General features: G+C 73.8%; 16 protein-coding genes. 6 read left to right on the plus strand and 10 right to left on the minus strand.

The window, feature by feature from the left end:
* Positions 1-35: 35 nt before the first annotated feature.
* The 3 genes from ACFYZ4_RS06505 to ACFYZ4_RS06515 all read right to left on the minus strand — a co-directional run bounded on the left by ACFYZ4_RS06505 (position 36) and on the right by ACFYZ4_RS06515 (position 3,574).
* On the minus strand, positions 36-2,003 hold the full coding sequence (locus ACFYZ4_RS06505) for a DUF5107 domain-containing protein (protein ID WP_390783231.1): 1,968 nt from the start codon (positions 2,001-2,003) through the stop codon (positions 36-38).
* Between the two features lie 88 nt (positions 2,004-2,091).
* Positions 2,092-2,991, minus strand: a complete 900-nt coding sequence (locus ACFYZ4_RS06510; RefSeq protein WP_351300852.1) for an arginase family protein — start codon at positions 2,989-2,991, stop codon at positions 2,092-2,094.
* 4 nt (positions 2,992-2,995) lie between these two features.
* On the minus strand, positions 2,996-3,574 hold the full coding sequence (locus tag ACFYZ4_RS06515) for a GNAT family N-acetyltransferase (RefSeq protein WP_390783232.1): 579 nt from the start codon (positions 3,572-3,574) through the stop codon (positions 2,996-2,998).
* Positions 3,575-3,608: 34 nt separating this feature from the next.
* Here ACFYZ4_RS06515 and ACFYZ4_RS06520 point away from each other — a divergent pair, with 34 nt between their 5' ends.
* Positions 3,609-4,421 (plus strand): hypothetical protein, encoded by an 813-nt coding sequence (locus ACFYZ4_RS06520; RefSeq protein ID WP_390783233.1) that lies wholly within the window; start codon positions 3,609-3,611, stop codon positions 4,419-4,421.
* A 184-nt stretch (positions 4,422-4,605) separates the two neighbouring features.
* Here ACFYZ4_RS06520 and ACFYZ4_RS06525 read toward each other — a convergent pair whose 3' ends face one another.
* From ACFYZ4_RS06525 to ACFYZ4_RS06550, 6 genes are all read right to left on the minus strand, one after another.
* Entirely contained in the window at positions 4,606-5,622 is a 1,017-nt protein-coding gene (locus ACFYZ4_RS06525) for a hypothetical protein (RefSeq protein WP_351300843.1), read from the minus strand.
* A 117-nt stretch (positions 5,623-5,739) separates the two neighbouring features.
* On the minus strand, positions 5,740-7,785 hold the full coding sequence (locus ACFYZ4_RS06530; protein ID WP_390783234.1) for a prolyl oligopeptidase family serine peptidase: 2,046 nt from the start codon (positions 7,783-7,785) through the stop codon (positions 5,740-5,742).
* A gap of 13 nt (positions 7,786-7,798) precedes the next feature.
* On the minus strand, positions 7,799-9,160 hold the full coding sequence (locus ACFYZ4_RS06535) for a M20/M25/M40 family metallo-hydrolase (RefSeq protein WP_351300838.1): 1,362 nt from the start codon (positions 9,158-9,160) through the stop codon (positions 7,799-7,801).
* A gap of 1 nt (position 9,161) precedes the next feature.
* Positions 9,162-9,995 (minus strand): M55 family metallopeptidase, encoded by an 834-nt coding sequence (locus tag ACFYZ4_RS06540; RefSeq protein WP_351300835.1) that lies wholly within the window; start codon positions 9,993-9,995, stop codon positions 9,162-9,164.
* Between the two features lie 147 nt (positions 9,996-10,142).
* Positions 10,143-10,586 (minus strand): SRPBCC family protein, encoded by a 444-nt coding sequence (locus tag ACFYZ4_RS06545; RefSeq protein WP_030715419.1) that lies wholly within the window; start codon positions 10,584-10,586, stop codon positions 10,143-10,145.
* Between the two features lie 75 nt (positions 10,587-10,661).
* Positions 10,662-11,486, minus strand: coding sequence for a hypothetical protein (locus tag ACFYZ4_RS06550; RefSeq protein ID WP_390783235.1), 825 nt, complete (start codon positions 11,484-11,486; stop codon positions 10,662-10,664).
* 111 nt (positions 11,487-11,597) lie between these two features.
* Between ACFYZ4_RS06550 and ACFYZ4_RS06555 the strand changes: the two genes are divergently transcribed.
* Together ACFYZ4_RS06555 and ACFYZ4_RS06560 are read left to right on the plus strand one after the other, a co-directional pair.
* Entirely contained in the window at positions 11,598-12,629 is a 1,032-nt protein-coding gene (locus tag ACFYZ4_RS06555) for an Rv2578c family radical SAM protein (RefSeq protein ID WP_390783236.1), read from the plus strand.
* A gap of 112 nt (positions 12,630-12,741) precedes the next feature.
* Complete coding sequence (locus ACFYZ4_RS06560) at positions 12,742-14,298, plus strand: alpha/beta hydrolase (RefSeq protein ID WP_390783237.1); 1,557 nt, start codon at positions 12,742-12,744, stop codon at positions 14,296-14,298.
* Here the strand turns inward: ACFYZ4_RS06560 and ACFYZ4_RS06565 are convergent, their stop codons facing one another.
* Positions 14,299-14,850 carry an adenylosuccinate lyase gene (locus ACFYZ4_RS06565; protein ID WP_390783238.1) on the minus strand — a complete coding sequence of 184 codons (552 nt, stop codon included), beginning with the start codon at positions 14,848-14,850 and terminating at the stop codon, positions 14,299-14,301. It abuts the gene before it with no gap.
* Between the two features lie 474 nt (positions 14,851-15,324).
* Between ACFYZ4_RS06565 and ACFYZ4_RS06570 the strand changes: the two genes are divergently transcribed.
* The 3 genes from ACFYZ4_RS06570 to ACFYZ4_RS06580 all read left to right on the plus strand — a co-directional run.
* A complete protein-coding gene (locus tag ACFYZ4_RS06570; protein WP_351300820.1) occupies positions 15,325-17,121 on the plus strand; it encodes a 3-hydroxybutyryl-CoA dehydrogenase in 1,797 nt (598 codons plus the stop codon).
* A 163-nt stretch (positions 17,122-17,284) separates the two neighbouring features.
* The gene (locus tag ACFYZ4_RS06575; protein ID WP_351300817.1) at positions 17,285-18,097 is read left to right on the plus strand and encodes a TetR family transcriptional regulator; all 813 of its coding nucleotides are present in this window, start codon (positions 17,285-17,287) and stop codon (positions 18,095-18,097) included.
* 405 nt (positions 18,098-18,502) lie between these two features.
* A partial coding sequence (locus tag ACFYZ4_RS06580) for an alcohol dehydrogenase catalytic domain-containing protein (RefSeq protein WP_390783239.1) occupies positions 18,503-19,008 on the plus strand: 506 nt, incomplete at its 3' end.

The raw sequence follows: 19,008 nt of genomic DNA on the forward strand, positions 1-19,008 counted from the left end.
GGCTCCGCCCCAGCAGCGGTGGCGCGGCCGGGCCACTAGGTCGGCGGCCGCATGCGGAAGTCGTAGTGGGGCGGGAGCGGGCGGGCGGTGAGGGCGGACCAGGCTTCGGACAGGGTCTCCTCGCCCTCGCGGAGGTCCGGGATCTCGAAGCCGTCCTCGAAGACCCGGCGCGCCGCGGCGACATGGCCCTCCGCCGCCAGCAGCCGCGCGGCGAGCAGCCGGAAGCGGCCCTGTTCCCGCAAGGCCGGCCGGAGCCGGTCCCAGACGCTGCGGGCTTCCGCGAGGCGACCGGCGGCCAGCAGGGCCGCCATCGCCTCGCGGCCCAGCGCGGCCTCCGCCGGAGCCCACGTCTCGCCGCCGCGGCTCTCCCCCGCCAGGTCCTCGAAGGCCGCCGCGTACCCGTCGGCGGCCCGCGCCGGGTCCCCGGCCAGCGCGTCGGCCACCGCCAGGCACCTCAGCAGCGGCCACCGCGACGGCGCCAGCGCCAGCCCGCGCTCCCAGCTCCGTACGGCCTGCGCCACGTCCCCGGCGTGCCACTGGGCCACGCCGAGGTGGTACTCGGTCAGCGGATCCGCCGGGGCCGTCTCCAGCATGTCCCGCCAGTGCGCGGCGACCAGGCTCGGGCCCGGCGGGACCACCCGCCGCGGGGTGGGGAGGACGCCCGTGCGCCACAGCTCCAGCCAGGGGGCCTGCTCCTCGCCGAGGGTGGACTCCCCGAAGGGGGTGCCCGGCAGCTTGAAGCCGCCGCACATCACCTCCAGCGCACCCCAGCCGGAGCCCGCCGCGAGCCGCTCCCCCGGTTCGGTGTCGGCGCACTCGCGCCACGCCTTGTACGCCGTCTCCACCCGCTCCGCCGGCAGCGCCCGCGCCAGCGCGTGCTCGGCCGCGCCGCGCGCCGCCGCCCAGTCGGCCCCGTGCACCGCGGCGGGTTCCGCGGCCAGCGGCCCGTACGCCTCCAGCCAGCTGAACTCCCCGCCGCCCTCCAGCCGTACGTGCTCCAGCTGGGTGCGGGCCAGCCCGGCCTGGATCTCCGCGTAGCCGCCCGTGCCCGGTTCGGTGAGCCACTCCTGCCAGCGCCGGCCGCCGCCGCCCGCGCCCCACACGAACAGCTTGCGCCCGCGCAGCCGCCCGGTGGAGGTCTGCACGAGCCCCTGCCCGGCCGCGTCCAGCGAGGCGATCCAGGGTCTGGCCCCGGGCTCGACCTCGTAGAAGAAGTCGGCCGGGTACGCGCTGCGCAGCGGGTACGTGCGGTCCGCGCCCTCCCACTCCGGTACGGGGATGCGGCGCAGCGCGCGCTCGTACCCGAAGTGCCAGGCCTCGTCGGCGGGGGCGAGCACCCGGGTGCCCTCGTCCTCGGGAACGGCGATGTTGGACCACCAGTACACGGGCGCCGGCCGTTCGTGCGGGTTGCGCACGCGGACGCCGACGTAGAGGAACTCCGAGTCCGCGGGCAGCCACAGGTCCACCTGGAAGGGCAGGTCGCGCAGTCGCTCCCACTCCCACATCCGGACCATCACGCCCCCGTCCGGGGCGGGTACGAGCGCGGCGTGCAGCGGGGCGCAGGACAGGGTGGTGTGGCCGGTCGCGCCGGTGTTCCACTCGATGCCGCCGGAGAACCAGGCCCCGTTCAGCGCGAAGTTCGCGGGCTGGAACACCGGGTTGCGGTAGAGCAGTTCGCGGCCCGTCGGCAGGTGCAGGAGGGAGTGGACGCGCCCGCCCAGCTCGGGGAGCACGGTGACCCGCAGGTGGTCGTTCTCGATGACGATCGTCTCGAACTCCCGCTCCGGCCGCTCCCGTCGGTACCCGTCCCGGATCCGGACGGGCAGCAGGGAGCGCAGCGGCTCGTACCCGATCTGCCGTGCCATCTCGCGCGGCAGTCCGTCGCGCGAGCGGTCGTCCAGCGCGTGCACGCCGTCGGGCGCGCGCAGGGCGGGCAGGGGGTTCTCGGCGCCCAGCGGGGCTGCGGGGAGGGTCAGTACGGCGCGGCGGACGGTGGTGGCCATGGGGAAATGGAACACGCCACGGCGGCCGGTGCACAGGGGTTCCGCGGATCACCACCGGTCAGGATTACGCAAAGGCCCTCGTGTGGACCTACCGGAACGCTCCCGCGACGAGATCGGCCAGCAGCGCGCCCGCGCGCCCGTCCGGGTCCAGATCCGGGTCGTAGACGGTGACGTTGATCCCGACGCAGCGCGGTGAGCGCGCCAGGACGCCGAGCAGTTCGGCGAGTTCGTCGGGGATCAGCCCGCCCGGGTCGGGGCTGTCCACGGCCGGCATGACGGCCGGGTCCAGTACGTCGGCGTCCAGGTGCACCCAGAATCCGGCGGTCTCCGGCGGGTGCAGCCCCTCCAGTGCCGCGCGCGCCACCGGTCCGGCCCCGCGCTCGCGGATCTCCCCCACCGTGGCCACGGAGATCCCGGCCGCGTGCAGTTCCGCGAGGTCCGGGTCCCCGTCCCGCAGGCCGAAGAGCCGTACGTCCTCGTCCCGCAGGTAGGGGGCCCGCCCTTCCAGGTCGGCGAGATCGGCCTGGCCGCGGCCGGTGGAGAGGGCGAGCTCCTCGCCGCCGGCCGCGCCTACGGGCCCGTTCACGGCCTCGTTGCCGGGGTGGCGGAAGTCCGCGGAGCCGTCGATCGCGGCCAGTCCGTACCGTCCGATCCGGCGCATGGCGAGGGCGGCGCCCAGCTGGATCGAGCAGTCGCCGCCGAGGACGACGGGGAACTCCCCGGCCCGCAGGTGGCGTTCGATCCGGTCGGCGAGGGTGACGGTGTAGGCGGCGAGGGCCTCGGCGTGGAACACGCCGTCACCCTCCTGCCAGTCGCCGCGGTCGTAGCGCGGCGGGACGACCACCCCGCCCTCGCGCGCGCCGAGCCGGGCGAGGAGGCCCTGCTCGCGCAGGGCCCCGGCGAGTTTGTAGACGCCGGGTACGGCGCCGGGCGCGGGCGGCCGCAGACCGAGGTTGGACGGGGCGTCGAGGAGCACCAGGGTTCGCATGCCCTCATCCTGTGCGATGAGCCCCCTCGGGGACCTGCATTTCGGCGGTGATCGCCCAGCGCTCGTGGTCGCGCCAGGCTCCGTCGACGTACAGGAAGTCGGGGGAGAGTCCTTCCCTGCGGAAGCCCGCTCCCCGCACGAGGGCGAGGGAGGCGGTGTTGCCTGACTGGACGTTGGCCTCCAGGCGGTGCAGTCCGAGGCCGTGGCCGGCTTCGGGGGCGAAGGCGTGGGCGAGGACCAGCCCGAGGGCCTCGCGGAAGAGGCCCCGCCCGGCGGCGTGCGCGAAGGCCCCGTAGCCGAGGGCCCCGCACTGGAAGGCCCCGCGCACGATGTTGTTGACGTTGACGAAGCCGGCGATGGCTCCGGTCTCCCGCTCACAGACGAGGAACCCGGCGCGGCCCTCGCCTTCGGTCAGCCGGGCCGCGTACGGCTCGTACTCCTCGATGGTGGCGGGCGGCGCCAGCCACGGATGGTGGAGCTCGCGGCTCTCGTGCACGCGTGCGGTGAACTCGGGCCCGTCGGCGAGCCGGAAGGGGCGCAGGCCCACGCGCTCGCCCTCCCGGAGGTAGGTGGAAAAGGTCATCGCCCCAGGCTAAGCCTGTGACACCATCTCCGGCGTGATCAAGGACGAGACGAACACGGACGCGGGCACGGACGCGGGCACGGGCACGCGCACGATGCTGCGCCGGGCCGCGCTGAACAACGCCCTGTGGTGCGACGCGGTGTGCACGGCGCACGGCCTGGCGCCGCGGTTCGACGACGCGTACGTGTGGCTCAGCACGAGCCGGACCCCGCCGCTGTATCCCGATGCGGTGACCCTGGACCCGGAGACCTCGGCGCCGTCCGTCCTCCAGTGGATCGACACGGACACCCCCGGCTGCTCGGTGAAGGACAGCTTCGCCCGCCTGAACCTGGCCGGGGACGGGTTCGAGGTGCTGTTCGATGCGCAGTGGATCCACCGCCCGGCCGGGGCTCCGGTTCCGGCGGTTCCGGAGGCGGCCTCGTCCGGGCCGGAGTGGTCCGAGGTGACCGGTGCCGAGGAGCTGGCCGCCTGGGAGGCCGCCTGGGGCGGCGAGGAGGACGCCGGGCTGTTCCCGCCCGCCCTGTTGCGCGAGGGCATCGTCTTCCTGGCGGGCCGCGCCCCGGGGGACGCCGGGGGCCGGATCGTCGCCGGGGCGGTGCTGAGCACCGGCGGCGGTGCGGTGGGCGTCTCCAACCTGTTCGCCGGTGACGGGGTCTCGGCCGACGCGGCCTGGGCGGGCGTCCTCACCGCGGCCGCCGCCCGCCGGCCGGACCTGGACGTCGTCGGCTACGAGGGCGGGGCGGACCTCGACATCGCGCTCCGCAGCGGTTTCACCGCCATCGGCCCGCTGCGGGTCTGGCTGCGCACGAGCGAGCGGACCCGCCACCTGCGGCGCAAGACCGCGTAGGCGGAGCGCCACGACTTCGCGCGTCATGATCGACTTCGATCGGACCGGGTGTCATGACATCGCATCAGACGAGTGGGCTCATCGGCGCCGCGTTCGGAGTCTTCTTCGTCCGGGCGAACGCCGGAGCCCGGCGCCGAGGAGGTTCGGGCGGGGCTTCGCCGACGGACACCCCCTCATCCAGCGGTCACCGGCAGTATCCCGCGTGCAGGAAGTCGCGTTGGCCCGGTGTCCCGAGGTCCAGCGGGATGCCGACATGGCTCGGCAGGGCGGTGAAGACGGCGTTCGGCAGGATGAACTCGCGTCCGGTGTACCTCTCCCGCACGCTCTGCCGGTCGGCGGGCCGGCACACGAACGGGTTGGCGTACGTGTTGTAGCCCAGCCCCACACCGGTGTTGAGGAATCCGGCGTCCTGGCACTGGAACAGCGCGCCCCGCAGTGCCGAGGCGTCCCGGTCGCCCCGGTAGCGCGTCCGGAAGTTCGCGAAGCACGTCGAGGAGTCGGCGCCGTCGTACGGGGACGGTCCGGCGGCGGCCAGCGCTCCGAGGAAGGAGCGGTTGCAGCCGATCTCCGCCGAAGGAGCCTCACCCGCGAGCAGCGCGTCACGACGGCAGCCGGTGACGTCCTCGAACGCCCCGACGACGTCCTTGTCCCGGTCCAGCCGGGAGTACGCGACGACCAGGTCGCGCTGAGCCGCGAGCGGGAACGCCCCCGTCGTGCCGAACTCCTCGTCGAGCAGCCGGAACCAGGTCTCGAAGGCCGGCACCTGCGCGCGGACGCCGGCCGGCAGCGTGTAGACCTCCAGATCGGTCGGCGTCGTCCAGTCGTCCAGTCCCGGGTAGCCGACGTAGGACAGGACCCCGATCCCGACCTTGGCCGGCTGGTCGCCGTACCGTGCGCGCAGTTTCAGATACTGCTCGAGGTTGGTGCCGGAGCCGGCCCAGGCGTAGCGGAAGCCACTCGGGTAGAGGGAGGTCTCGCCCCGGGCGTGCGTGGTCCCGAAGAGGGAGGGTGCCACGCACCGGACCTCGCGCGCCTCCCACGCGGCCCGGTACTCGGCCGGTGTGGAGACGCACCGCGCGGTGGGGTCGCTCGCGCCGTCGCGGGAGAGCGGGAACGCGCTCGGCGCGCCCAGGAGGAGCAGTCCCGCGACGAGGGCGGCCAGCGCACGGGCGCGCGATCCGAGGGATCGTTGTCTCTTCATGGGGCTCAGTCTCGAAACGCGCGCCCGGCCCCGCGAGCCAACTGCTCCACCCGGCCCAGCCCCTCCGGGCCCCCACCGCGCCGGCCCGGCCCGACCGACAGGACACGCCCGGACGACCTAGACCTCCAGCGCCAGCCGGGGGACGTCGGTCCTGGCGATCCCGAAGACCTGGGCGTACAGCGACAGTTCGGCCTCCAGTGCCCGGATCATGGTGTCCGCCCGGCGGAAGCCGTGGCCCTCGCCCGCGAAGGTCACGTAGGCGTGCGGCACCGGCCGACCGCGGAGGGCCGCCAGGAAGCGCTCCGCCTGGGCCGGCGGGCAGACCGCGTCGTCCAGGCCCTGGAGCAGCACGAACGGCGCCGTGATCCGGTCGGCGCGGGCCACCGGGGAGCGCTCGCGGCAGAGCACGCCGAGGGTCTGCGGAGGCCCGGCCAGGCTCTCGACGTAGCGGGACTCCAGGTCGTGGGTCTCGTCCGCGAAGCCCAGCAGGTCCAGCACCGGGTAGATGATCGCGGCGCAGGCGTAGAGGTCGGTGGCGGCCAGCGAGGCCGCCGCCGTCCAGCCGCCGGCGCTGCCGCCGCGGATGGCGAGCCGGGCGGGGTCGGCGGTGCCCTCGGCGGCCAGCGCCCGGGCGACCGCCGCGCAGTCCTCCACGTCGACGACGCCCCACTGCCCGCGCAGCCGCTCCCGGTAGGCGCGGCCGTAGCCGGTGGACCCGCCGTAGTTGACCTCGACCACTCCGATGCCGCGCGAGGTGAAGTAGGCGATGTGCAGGTCGAGTACGGGCGGCACGTGGTCGGTGGGACCGCCGTGCGCCCACACCACGTACGGGGGCAGTTCGTCGGCGGCGGCCCGGCAGGCCGGGTGGTGCGGCGGGTAGACGTGCGCGTGGATCTGCCGGTTGTCGGGGCCGAGGAAGGTGCGGCTCTGCGGTTCCGGGTAGTAGGACGGGTCCACCGGGTCCACGCCCTGCGCGCCGATCACCCGGGCGTGCCCGGTCGCGGTGTCCAGCTCGACCACCTCGTACGCGCTGCGCGGGCTGGCGGCGACCCCGTAGACCCGGGTGCCGTGCACGGCGAGCGTCGGCTGCCAGGACGTCCACGGCCCGGCCGCGTCGACCAGGTCGCCGCTCTCGGCGTCCAGGATGCCGAGCACCGGGGAGCCCTGGCCGTGCAGGACGGCGAGGAGCCCTCCCCCGGCGCCCGCGGCCCGGGTGGCGCCGTCGGGCAGCGGGGCGAGCCAGCGCAGCCCGGGTTTCCACAGCGGGCCGCCGAACTCCTCTTCCCTGGGGCACAGGTTGTCGGCCGCGCCCGTCTCCGGGTCCACCCGGTACGGGTTCCACCAGCCGCCCCGGTCGCTCACGGCGAGGAGGGTTCCGCCGGCCGTCCAGTCCACCTGGGCCACGGACTCCTCGGGGCCGCCGAGCACGGTCCGCACCCCGGTCAGCGTGGCGGCCGCGTCCACGTCCGCGTCCACGTCCGCGGTGATCTCGGCCAGCTTCAGCTCGGTGCCGTCCCAGGGCATCCGGGGGTGGTCCCACACCAGCCAGGCCGCGTGCCGGCCGTCCGGGGAGAGCCGGGGCCCGGTGGTGAAACGGTGCCGGTCGTCCGTCAACTCCCGTACCGCCGAGCGGTCTTCCGCCGCCGATCCGTCGAGCGGCACGGCGGCCAGCACCCGGCGCACATCGGTCGGGGCGGGCCCGGTGAACTCCTCCAGCACGCACCAGACCTCGCCGCCGCGCAGCACCGGGTCGGCCCAGCGCAGCCCGCCGCCGGTCCCGGACAGGGGGGTGAGGGGGCGCGGCGCCGGAGTGCCGGGCGCGTCCGGCTCGTAGGCGTACAGCCGCTGGTCGGCGAAGTGGACGAAGACCAACAGGGGTCCGCCGGATGGGCGTTCGGCTCCGGCCCAGGGCTGCCCGCCGTACTCGGTGACCCGGCTGCGCACGTTCCACGGGGCGGGCAGTTCGGTGAACTCGGCGTCCCCGTCGGCGAGTCGGCGGCGGACGAGGGTGCGGCGGCCGGCCTCGCGCGGGCGGGGCTCGGTCCACCACACCTCGGGGCCGACCGTGCCGACGTACTCGGGCCGCCCGTCGAGCGCGGCGGCGAGCGAGGCGTCGATGGGCGAGGGCCAGCTGCCGTAGGGCCGGGTCGGCGCCGTCATCATCACCGGGCCCCGCTCACAGGGACCGCAGTGCGTGGTCGAGTACGCGGACACCGAAGTGCAGGGCTTCGACGGGGACCCGCTCGTCCACGCCGTGGAAGAGGGCCCAGTAGTCGAAGCCGGGCGGCAGCTTCAGCGGGGAGAAGCCGTAGCCGGTGATGCCGAGGCGGGAGAACTGCTTGGCGTCGGTGCCGCCCGCCATGCAGAAGGGCACCACGTGCCCCTCCGGGTCGAACCGCTCGACGGACTCGCGCAGGATCGCGTACGTCCGTCCGTCCACCGGGGCCTGGAGCGGCACCTCTCGGTGGTGGAACTCCCAGTGCACGTCGGGGCCGGTCAGCTCGTTGAGGGTGGCGGTGAACTCTTCCTCGCCGCCCGGCAGCATGCGCCCGTCGACGTAGGCGGTGGCGTGCTCGGGGATCACGTTGAGCTTGTAACCGGCGCTCAGCATCGTCGGGTTGGCGCTGTTGCGCACGGTCGCCTCGACGAGGGCGGCGGCCGGGCCGAGCTTGCCGAGGACCGTGTCGAGGTCGAAGCCGGGCCGGCGCGGGTCGACCGACAGGTCCTGCAGGGCGGCGAGTTCGGTGATGCAGGCGGTGACGGTGTCGGTGAGCCGGACCGGCCACTCGTACGCGCCGATCCGTGCCACGGCGGCGGCGAGCCGGCTGACGGCGTTGGCCTTGTTGGGCTTGGAGCCGTGTCCCGCGGTGCCGCGCGCGGTCAGCTTCAGCCAGGCCGTGCCGCGTTCGCCGGCGGCGATGGGATAGAGGGCGGGGCCGCCGGGGCGGGTGTGCACGGTGAAGGCGCCGGACTCGCTGATGCCCTCCGTGCAGCCCTCGAAGAGGTGCGGGTGCCGGTCCGCGAGGAAGCCCGACCCGTCGACCGCGCTGTCCTCCTCGTCGGCCGTGTAGGCGATCACGATGTCGCGTCGCGGCTTCACCCCGGCGCGCGCCCAGGCCCGTACGACGGCCAGCACCATCGCGTCCATGTTCTTCATGTCGACGGCGCCGCGGCCCCACACCACGCCGTCGCGGACCTCGCCGGAGAAGGGGTCCACGCTCCAGTCGGCGGCCTCGGCGGGGACGACGTCGAGGTGGCCGTGGACGAGGAGGGCCTCGGCGGAGGGATCGGTGCCCTCGATCCGGGCGACGACGTTGGTGCGGCCGGGGGTGCGCTCCAGCAGGACCGGCTCCAGGCCGGCCGCCGCGAGCCGCTCGGCGACGTATTCGGCGGCGGGGCGCTCGCGGCAGTCGCCGCCGCCCCGGTTGGTGGTGTCGATCCGGATGAGGCCCGAGGTGAACTCGACGGCCTCGTCGAGGGCCGCTTCGTCAACGGCGCCGACGGCCTCCGCGAGCGCCCCGTCATTGATTGCGTGCATGTCAGCCATACTGCTCCTCCACGGCCGCCGAGACGACCGTCGTGACCGCCTTGAAGGCGCGGATCCCCTCGTACATCGTCTCGCTGGTGTACGCGACCCTGCGCTCCCCGCACCGCTCCACGCCCGGGACCACCGTCGCGGTCATGGCCAGGTGCTCGGCGTCGAACTCCAGCTCCACGGTGAACGGGCCGCCGCGGACCGGCTCGTGCCGTACGGCGAGGGCGGCGGCCTCCTTGGCCGCGGTCCGGATGTCGGCGGCGGTGCGGGCGGGGGTCCGGCAGACGGCGGCGTAGCGCGAGACGTGGTCCTTGACCGCGACGGTCACCGCGTCGGGGGCGTAGCCGGCGGCGTCGACGCAGGTCAGGTCGTCGCCGGTGACGAGGACGACGGGGACGCCGTATTCGGCGACGACGTGCGCGTTGAGCAGCCCCTCGCTGGCGCGGACCTCGTTGACCCAGACCCCGGTGATGGAGTTGGCCAGGTAGGTGTGGGCGAGGACGCCCTCGGAGCCGGCGCCGGTGTGGTAGCCGACGAAGGCGATGCCGTCGACGTCGCCGTGCTGGACGCCCTCGACCATGGAGAGGCTCTTGTGGCGGCCGGTGAGCATCTCCGCGCGGGCGTCGAGCCGCTCCAGCAGCAGGTTGCGCATGGTCGAGTGGGCCTCGTTGATGACGACCTGGTCGGCGCCGCCGTCGTGGAAGCCGAGCACGGCGGCGTTCACGTCGGAGGTGAACATGGACCGGCAGCGTTCCCACTGCGGGGTGCCGGGCAGCACGTCGGCGGGCCAGGTGACGCCGGTGGCGCCTTCCATGTCGGCGGAGATGAGGATCTTCATCGGGCCCCCGTGCGGTCGGATGCGCAGGGCCCCACACTAACCGCCGCACCCCTCGCCGGCCCGGGGCCACGCCCGGCCCCCGTGGGTCCGTTCAGTTCACCCGATCCGGTGAGGCCGTGTACCCGGCCCCACCGGCAACGGCCGCTCTCAGGCCTCGACTTCGGCGGCGAGGTTGGCCAGCAGGGTGTCGTAGATACGGGCGAGGCCCTTGGGCGCGAAGGTGCGCTCGAAGAAGCCGCCGATGCCGCCGGCGCCGTTCCACACGGTGGTGACGACGGCCTTGGACTTGCCCTCGCCGGCCGGGGTGACCACCCAGGTGGTGACCATGGAGGAGTTGCGGTCCTTCTCCACGAGCTGCCCGTCGGTGGGCTCGGTGACCTCCAGCAGGCAGTCGCGCACGCGCTTGCTGGTGGCCTGGAGCTTCCAGTGCACGAGGGTGCCCTCGCCGTCGCCGCCCTCGCGCACCTCGTACTCGCTGAAGTGCTCGGGCAGCAGCTTCTGCCGGGTTCCGCTGTAGTCGGCCAGCGTGTCGAAGACCGTCTCCGCGTCGGCTCCGATGATGCGCTCCGTGGTGGCCTCGACCTGCGCCATGCCTGTTCCTCCAGCAGTTGTGTCCGCTCGTCACGGCGAAGCCAACCACCTCGGGGGCAAGCGCCCAAATCCGGGTCAGACGTGGCAGCGCACGTGGACGAGGAGCGTATCCCCGGGGAGCGCCTCCAAGTACCCGCTCGTGAAGGAACGGTACGGCTCCGGCAGGGGCGGAGTGTGAGGGCAGTCGCCCGGGCCGTCGCAAGCGCCGTGGACGGGCTCGTCCTCCCCGTACCACCAGCCGTCGAGGGTGAGCACGTGACTGTGCCCGGGCATCCAGGCGGTCTCCTCGGCGGCGAACTCCTCCCGTCCGGTCCGGCCGACGGCCCCGGCGGCCCCGTTGTAGAGGAACCCGCCGCCGAGCGCGTATCCCCGGTGCGCGGCCAGCAGCGCCGCCACGCCCTCCCGGTAGGCGACGACCAGCGGCTGGGCATCGAAGGCCGCTTCCGCCTCCTGCTCCGCGAGGCGCCCGGCCCGGAACTCGTCGGGAGTGCTCCACGGCCGGTCCGAGACCTCGCGGTGCGGCTCGGCCGGCGGGTGGTGGGGGGCCAGTCCGTGCCACAGGTCCCAGGCCGCCCGGGCCAGCCCGGCCGCCTCGGCCCGGATCTCGGCGAAGGCCAGCGCCTCCCGGGGGCCGCCCGCACACCACCCGGGGAGGCTCGGCTCGCGGGTGCCGTCACCGCGCGGGCCGTCGTGCACGACTCGCGGGTCCTCCTCGTACCCCGGCAGCAGCTGGAAGCCGCCGCCGTCGGCGCCGCCCCGGATCGACCAGCCGTCCCAGATGTCGAGCTCCTCGCCCCGGCTGTAGTCGATCTCGAACGGCGACATCGCCTCGGCGACCGCCTCGTCCAGCCTGCTCCGCGCCTCGCCCGGGAGGCACACCACGATCCGCATTCCCGCCATGGGGCGCAGCCTCACACGCCTGCCACCGCCCTGACCAGCGAATATTCCGACCCGCACGATCATGGGAACATTTGTTCTATTCTCGGGCCAGGGCTACCGAGGGAGGCGCTCATGCGCTGGGACAACCTGACCGAGGGCACCACGGGGCCCGCCGCGCTCTTCGGGGCCGACGCCGTCGTGACGCGCACCTTCGACACCCCGGAATTCCGCGGGATCACCTTCCACGAAGTGCGGGCCCGCTCGATCGTCAACCGGGTGCCCGGCGCCTCGCGCATGCCGTTCGAATGGACCGTCAACCCGTACCGCGGCTGCAGCCACGCCTGTGTGTACTGCTTCGCCCGCAAGACGCACAGCTACCTCGACCTCGACACCGGAGTCGGCTTCGACTCGCAGATCGTCGTCAAGACCAACGCCCCCGGGCTGCTGCGCCGCGAGCTCGGCTCGCCCCGCTGGGGCGGCGCGCACATCGCCATGGGCACCAACGTCGACTGCTACCAGCGCGCCGAGGGCCGCTACCGGCTGATGCCCGGCATCATCGAGGCCCTGCGCGACCACGCCAACCCCTTCTCGATCCTCACCAAGGGCACGCTGATCCTGCGCGACCTCCCGCTCCTCCAGGAGGCCGCCGCGCTCACCGAGGTCGGGATCTCCGTCTCCGTCGGCTTCACCGACACCTCGCTGTGGCGGACCGTCGAGCCCGGCACGCCCTCCCCGGCCGCCCGGCTGGGGGCCGTACGGACCCTCACGGACGCCGGCATCGAGTGCGGAGTGCTGATGGCTCCCGTGATCCCCTTCCTCGGGGACCGCCCGGAGCAGCTGCGGGCGACCGTCCGCGCCGTCGCCGAGTCCGGGGCGACCTCCGTGACACCCCTGGTACTCCATCTGCGCCCCGGCGCCCGCGAGTGGTTCACGGCCTGGCTCCGCGAGCACCACCCGCACCTCGTGGAGCGGTACGAGCGGATGTACGCGGGCGGCTCGTACGCCCCCACCTGGTACCAGCGCCGGATCACCCGCCAAGTCCACGAACTCGCGGCCGAATTCGGCATCGGGCCGTCCCGGCGCGGCGAGGCCCGCCGGATCGTCACGCCCGAGCGCCCGGCCGAGGAGGCGCCCGCCGGGGTCACCCAGCTCACGCTGCTGTGACCTCGGACGGCCCCTGAAGGCTCATCACATCGGGCCAATAAGCAGCCAAATCCCGCCTTCCAGGCGCGGTTTCCGGGACGATTCCGCCCAGAACCCTCGGCTGGGAGGCCCCATGCTGCACCCCTTGAAGAAGCGCGCCGCTGTGCTGTTGTCGATCGCCACCGTCGCCACCGCCCTCTCGGGCCCGGTCGCCGCGGCCCCCGCGGCGGAGCGGGCCGCCGCGCTGCGGTGGACCGGCTGCGCGACCCCGCGCCATCCCACGCTGCAGTGCGCCTCCCTCAAGGTCCCCCTCGACCACGCCCGCCCCGCCGGACGCCAGATCTCCCTCGCGCTGACCCGGGTCCCCCACACCGCCGCCACCTCCCAGGGCCCGCTGCTGGTCAACCCGGGCGGGCCGGGCGGCAGCGGCCGCACCCTGGCCGGATTCATCGCCGCCGCCCTCCCCAAGGACGTGGCCGCGCAGTACGACGTGATCGGCTTCGACCCGCGGGGCGTCGGCAAGAGCGAGCCCGCCCTCGACTGCGCGGCCGGCCACTTCGCCCCCGTCCGGCCGGACTCCGTACCGAACGACGAGGCGACCGAGCGGGCCAACCTGGACCGGGTGCGGGCCTTCGCCGAGTCCTGCCAGGCCAGGCACGCGGACGTGCTGCCGTACATCGGCACCGTCGCGGCGGCGCAGGACATCGAGGCGCTGCGCGCCGCCCTCGGCGCGGAGCGGATCAGCTACTTCGGCTACTCGTACGGGACCTACCTGGGCGCGGTGTACGCCAAGCTCCACCCGGGCCGGGTGCACCGGCTCGTCCTGGACTCCGTGGTCGACCCGGGCGGGGTCTGGTACGAGGACAACCTGGCCCAGGACCAGGCCTTCGACACCCGCCACAAGGCTTTCCTGGCCTGGGTGGCCGCGCACGACTCCGCCTACGGGCTCGGCACCGACCCGGTGGCGGTCGAGGAGCGCTGGTACGCGATGCGCGGGGCGCTGCGGGAGACGCCGGCGGGCGGCAAGGTGGGCGCGGCCGAGCTGGAGGACACCTTCATGCCGGGCGGCTACTTCAACGGCTACTGGCCGAACCTGGCCGAGGCCTTCGCGGCGTACGTGCTGAAGCAGGACCCGAAGCCGCTGGTGGCGGCGTACGAGCGGTTCGGTGCGGTGGAGCCCTCGGCGGGCAACGGATACAGCGTCTACACGGCGGTGCAGTGCCGGGACTCGGCCTGGCCGCGGGACTGGAACCAGTGGCGCGCGGACATGTGGCGGACGCACGCCAAGGCGCCGTTCATGACCTGGAACAACGCCTGGTACAACGCCCCGTGCGCGTTCTGGCCGACGGAGCCGCTGCAGGCCCCGGACGTGACCAACGCGGACCTGCCGCCCGCCCTCCTCCTCCAGGCGACGGAGGACGCGGCGACCCCGTTCGCGGGCGCGCTCAGCATGCGGGACAAGCTGAAGGGCTCGGCCCTGGTCGTCGAGGAGGGCGGCGGCAACCACGGAATCGCGCTCAGCGGCAACAAGTGCCTCGACGACAAGGTGGCGGCGTACCTGAGGACGGGGCAGGCCGCGGACGCCACCTGCGCCGCCCAGGCGGCCCCGAAGCCGGCCGCGGCGACGCGCGCGGTGCCGCCCTCGGCGGGCGGCGCGGCCCTGCACGGCCTGCTCGGGTTCCGGGGCTGATCAGGCGAGCGCGCGCAGTGCGGCCGTCGCCGCCACGGCGAGGCGGGGGTGGGACTGGGCGCGGGTGAGGACTTCGCGTGCGCGGGGGTCGGCGAGGGCGCCGAGCCCCTCCACGCAGGCCAGGGCCACCCGCCAGTACGGGTCGTTCGGGGACAGCAGCCGCGACAGGGTGGTCAGCAGGGCCGGTACGGACTCGGGGGCGCGCAGGGCGGTGAGCAGCCGGACGGGCTGGAGCGCGTAGGCCGTGCGCAGCCCGTTGGTGGCGAGGGCCGCCGCCGCGCGGGCGGTGCGCGGGTCGTCCAGGACGGCCAGCGCCTCGGCGGCGGCCGCGCAGCGGGGCGGGTCCCGGTGGTTGAGCAGCAGGACGAGGGACTCGAAGGCCCGGCGGTCGCCCGCGAGGCCGAGCCGGTACGCGGCCAGTTCGCGGGCCCACAGGGGCAGCCCGGCGGCGGTCAGGGAGGCCGCCAGGTCGTCGGGGCCGGCCGCGAGCAGGACCTCGTACTCGGGGGACTGCCCCGCCTCCGCCCGCAGGCGCTCCAGCACGTCGTTCACCCGGCCACCCTAGGGCGGGGCGGCGGCCGCCACGCCGGGTTCCGGGAGATCGGCGAAGGCCGGTTGATCGATGATCGATGATCGGTACATTTGGGCGGTACAGGTCACATCTCCGCGCTCTGGCGCACCAGTTACCGACGAGTTACTGTCCTCATAACGCAACACGTACGAGGGCGGCCTGGTGACGCAGCCGCCTCGTGTCGGTCGGTTCGTTTTTCGCACGGCGTGACCCCGGGACAGGGTTCCGCCGGTTCCGCCCTCCGGGCTCCCTTCCCTCTGGGTCCGCCCGCCGGGCTTCTCCCCCGTGGGCCCTCTCCCTCGGGGTTCCTCACCGCACCGCATTCCGCACGGCATGCCGTACGACTTCCCGCACGGTTTTCCGTACGGCTTTCCGCACGGTTTTCCGTACGGCACCAGCGCGCGCTGTGCGCCGCGCGCCCCTCAGTCGTCACCCTCTTCCACTGGAGTCCCTCGATGGACCGTCAGTCCAGTCAGCCCACCCTCCAGACCATCGCCGTCGTCGGCCTCGGCACGATGGGCACCGGCATCGCCGAGGTCCTCGCCCGGGCCGGCCGCGAGGTCATCGGCATCGACGTCAGCGAGAGCGCCGCCCGCCGGGCCGCGGCCTCCCTCGCCTCGGCCACCGCGCGCTCCGTCACCCGGGAGCGCCTCACCGAGCAGGAGCGGGCAGACGTGCTCGCCCGCTTCCGCACCTTCACCGACCTGGCCGCCGCCGCCGAGGCCGACCTCGTGATCGAGGTCGTGCCCGAGTCGTACGAGGTCAAGCAGCAGGTGTTCCGCGAGCTCGACGCGATCGTGCGCCCCGACACCATCCTGGCCACGGGCACCAACGCCCTCTCGGTCACCCGGCTGGCCGCCGAGTCCCAGCGCCCCGAGCGGGTGCTGGGCCTGCACTTCTTCAACCCGGCCCCGGCGATGAAGCTGGTCGAGATCGTCTCCTGCGTCCTCACCGCCCCGCCGGCCGTGGACGCGGTCACCGAGCTGGCGCGCGACCTCGGCAAGGAGCCCGTGGCGGTCGGCGACCGCCCCGGTTTCGTCGCCGACGGCCTGCTCTTCGGCTACCTCAACCAGGCCGCCGCCATGTACGAGGCGAAGTACGCCTCCCGCGAGGACATCGACGCGGCGATGCGGCTCGGCTGCGGTCTGCCCATGGGCCCGCTCGCGCTGCTCGACCTGATCGGCGTGGACACCGCCCGGACCGTCCTGGAGGCCATGTACGTCTCCTCCGGCGACCGGCTGCACGCCCCGGCCCCGATCCTGGGCCAGCTCGCCGAGGCGGGCCTGACCGGGCAGAAGTCGGGCCGCGGGTTCTACACGTACGAGGCGGCCGGCAGCTCCACCGTCGTGCGCGACCTCCAGACCCCGCCGGACGGCTCCCTGCTCGGCAGCGGCCGTCCGGTGAGCTCGGTCGGCGTGGCCGGCTCCGGGACCATGGCGAGCGGGATCGCCCAGGTCTTCGCGCAGGCCGGGTACGACGTGGTGCTGGCCGCCCGCAGCCAGGAGAAGGCGGACGCGGCGAAGGCCGCCATCGGCAAGTCCTTGGGCCGTGCGGTGTCCAAGGGCCGGCTGACGCAGGAGGCCGCGGACGTGACGCTGGGCCGGATCACCCCGGCCGGTTCGCTGGACGCCTTCGCCGAGGTGGACCTGGCCGTGGAGGCCGTCGCCGAGGACCTGGCGGTCAAGCAGGAGCTGTTCGCCACCCTGGACAAGGTCTGCAAGCCGGGTGCGGTGCTGGCCACCACCACCTCCTCGCTGCCGGTGATCGCGGTGGCCCGCGTGACCTCGCGTCCGCAGGACGTGATCGGCATGCACTTCTTCAACCCGGCGCCGGCCATGAAGCTGGTCGAGGTGGTCCGGACCGTCCTGACCGCCGACGACGTGCACGCCACGGTCCGCGAGATCTGCGTGAAGGTGCGCAAGCACCCGGTGGACTGCGGGGACCGGGCCGGCTTCATCGTGAACGCGCTGCTGTTCCCGTACCTCAACAACGCGATCAAGATGGTCGAGCAGCACTACGCCGGCATCGACGAGATCGACGCGGCGATGAAGCTGGGCGGCGGCTACCCGATGGGGCCGTTCGAGCTCCTCGACGTGGTCGGCCTCGACGTCTCGCTGGCCATCGAGAAGGTCCTCCACAAGGAGTTCCGCGACCCCGGCCTGGCCCCGTCCCCGCTGCTGGAGCACCTGGTGGCGGCGGGCTGCCTGGGCCGGAAGACCGGCCGCGGATTCCGTGAGTACGCCCGCCGGTAACCGGTCGGGCCACGAGCCGGATGCGTGGGGAGGGCTGCTCGGGTCCGCCGGACCCTCACGGCGGACTGACCCTCCCGAGCCCAGTGCGGGCTCTCCCCCGCATCCACCCCTCTCGCACCCCCCGCAGGCGCGCTCCCCTGCGCGAATGAAGTACTTTCGCTCTATGTCCCAGCCCGCCAAGACCTCGCCCCGCGCCGCCACGGCCTCCGACACACCGGAGAGCCCGGCCGGCACCAAGGCGGCCGCACAGCGGCTCAAGATGCGCCGCGAGCTCGCCGCCGCGGCCATGGAGCTCTTCGCGACCAAGGGGTACGAGGCGACGACGGTCGACGAGATCGCCGCGACCGCCGGAGTGGCGCGCAGGACCTTCTTCCGGCACTTCCGGTCCAAGGAAGAGGCGATCTTCCCGGACCACGACGACACCCTGACCCGCGCCGAGGCCGTCCTCGACGTGGCGCCGGCGCACGAGCACCCGCTCGACACGGTGTGCCGCGGGATCAAGGAAGTCATGAAGATGTACGCCGCCTCGCCCGCGGTGTCGGTGGAGCGCTACCGGCTGACCCGCGAGGTGCCGGCGCTGCGGGAGCGGGAGATCGCCTCGGTGGCCCGGTACGAGCGGCTGTTCACCCGCTACCTGCTGGCCCACTTCGACGAGCACGACCACCACGACGGCAACGACGATCCGCTGCTGGCCGAGGTGGCCGCCTCGGCCGTGGTCACCGCCCACAACCACGTGCTGCGGCGCTGGCTGCGGGCGGGCGGCCAGGGAGACGTGGAGGCGCAGCTGGACCACGCCTTCTCGATCGTCCGGAAGACCTTCGGGTCGGGGATCGGCGCGGGCCGCACCCTGGGCACCGCGCCGGCCGCGCCCGCCGCGGTCCGTACGGAGGGCGAGGTGCTGGTCGCGGTGGCCCGCACGGACGCCCCGCTGGACGAGGTCATGCGGACCATCGAAGAGGCGCTGCGCAACAAGTAGCGACACCTGAGGAGACTGTGGTCACAGCGGCCGCCCCCGTTTCGGGGGCGGCCGCTTTTTTGTGTCCGGCGTATGTCCGGCTTGCCCCTACTCGCCGGTAACTCTGATCGATCATCGCTCATCGGTGCAGGTCAATCGGCAATTGAGAGAAAGTTTTGGCACGCGGTGCCTTGCCGGGTGACACGGGGTGCCATACGTTGAATCTCGTCCGGATGTCCCCGCGACCCGTGCCCACACCGCACGGAACGCGCCCCGGATGCCTGCGTCACCAGGCCCCGCACGCCCCCCACCACGGGCGTCGCCCAGCACCACCGCACCAGCCGGACCGACGGCACACACCACACGCTCCACGCACCCCGTTTACCTCAAGCGCACCCTCATCAGCGCTACGCCGGAGGCTCTACCGTGAAGGACATCCTGGACGCGATTCAGTCGCAGTCCGCCACCGCCGCAGACTTCGCAGCCCTGCCGCTGCCCGACTCGTACCGTGCGATCACCGTGCACAAGGACGAGGCGGAGATGTTCGCGGGGCTGACGACGCGCGAGAAGGACCCGCGCAAGTCCCTTCACCTGGACAACGTCCCGGTGCCGGAACTGGGACCGGGCGAGGCCCTCGTCGCCGTCATGGCCTCGTCGGTCAACTACAACTCCGTGTGGACCTCGATCTTCGAGCCGGTGTCCACCTTCAGCTTCCTGGAGCGCTACGGGCGCCTGTCGGAGCTCACCAAGCGCCACGACCTGCCGTACCACGTCATCGGCTCCGACCTCGCGGGCGTCGTGCTGCGCACCGGCCCCGGCGTCAACGCCTGGAAGCCCGGCGACGAGGTCGTCGCGCACTGCCTCTCGGTCGAGCTGGAGTCCTCCGACGGCCACAACGACACGATGCTCGACCCCGAGCAGCGCATCTGGGG

The organism is Streptomyces sp. NPDC001513 (genome assembly GCF_042894695.1).
In the GTDB taxonomy this organism is placed as follows: Bacteria; Actinomycetota; Actinomycetes; order Streptomycetales; family Streptomycetaceae; genus Streptomyces.

Excerpts from the sequence above, each read along its gene's own strand:
- ACFYZ4_RS06505 (WP_390783231.1), bottom strand. The coding sequence starts at position 2,003 with ATGGCCACCACCGTCCGCCGCGCCGTACTGACCCTCCCCGCAGCCCCG.
- ACFYZ4_RS06510 (WP_351300852.1), bottom strand. The coding sequence starts at position 2,991 with ATGCGAACCCTGGTGCTCCTCGACGCCCCGTCCAACCTCGGTCTGCGG.
- ACFYZ4_RS06515 (WP_390783232.1), bottom strand. The coding sequence starts at position 3,574 with ATGACCTTTTCCACCTACCTCCGGGAGGGCGAGCGCGTGGGCCTGCGC.
- ACFYZ4_RS06525 (WP_351300843.1), bottom strand. The coding sequence starts at position 5,622 with ATGAAGAGACAACGATCCCTCGGATCGCGCGCCCGTGCGCTGGCCGCC.
- ACFYZ4_RS06530 (WP_390783234.1), bottom strand. The coding sequence starts at position 7,785 with ATGATGACGGCGCCGACCCGGCCCTACGGCAGCTGGCCCTCGCCCATC.
- ACFYZ4_RS06535 (WP_351300838.1), bottom strand. The coding sequence starts at position 9,160 with ATGCACGCAATCAATGACGGGGCGCTCGCGGAGGCCGTCGGCGCCGTT.
- ACFYZ4_RS06540 (WP_351300835.1), bottom strand. The coding sequence starts at position 9,995 with ATGAAGATCCTCATCTCCGCCGACATGGAAGGCGCCACCGGCGTCACC.
- ACFYZ4_RS06545 (WP_030715419.1), bottom strand. The coding sequence starts at position 10,586 with ATGGCGCAGGTCGAGGCCACCACGGAGCGCATCATCGGAGCCGACGCG.
- ACFYZ4_RS06550 (WP_390783235.1), bottom strand. The coding sequence starts at position 11,486 with ATGGCGGGAATGCGGATCGTGGTGTGCCTCCCGGGCGAGGCGCGGAGC.
- ACFYZ4_RS06555 (WP_390783236.1), top strand. The coding sequence starts at position 11,598 with ATGCGCTGGGACAACCTGACCGAGGGCACCACGGGGCCCGCCGCGCTC.
- ACFYZ4_RS06560 (WP_390783237.1), top strand. The coding sequence starts at position 12,742 with ATGCTGCACCCCTTGAAGAAGCGCGCCGCTGTGCTGTTGTCGATCGCC.
- ACFYZ4_RS06570 (WP_351300820.1), top strand. The coding sequence starts at position 15,325 with ATGGACCGTCAGTCCAGTCAGCCCACCCTCCAGACCATCGCCGTCGTC.
- ACFYZ4_RS06575 (WP_351300817.1), top strand. The coding sequence starts at position 17,285 with ATGTCCCAGCCCGCCAAGACCTCGCCCCGCGCCGCCACGGCCTCCGAC.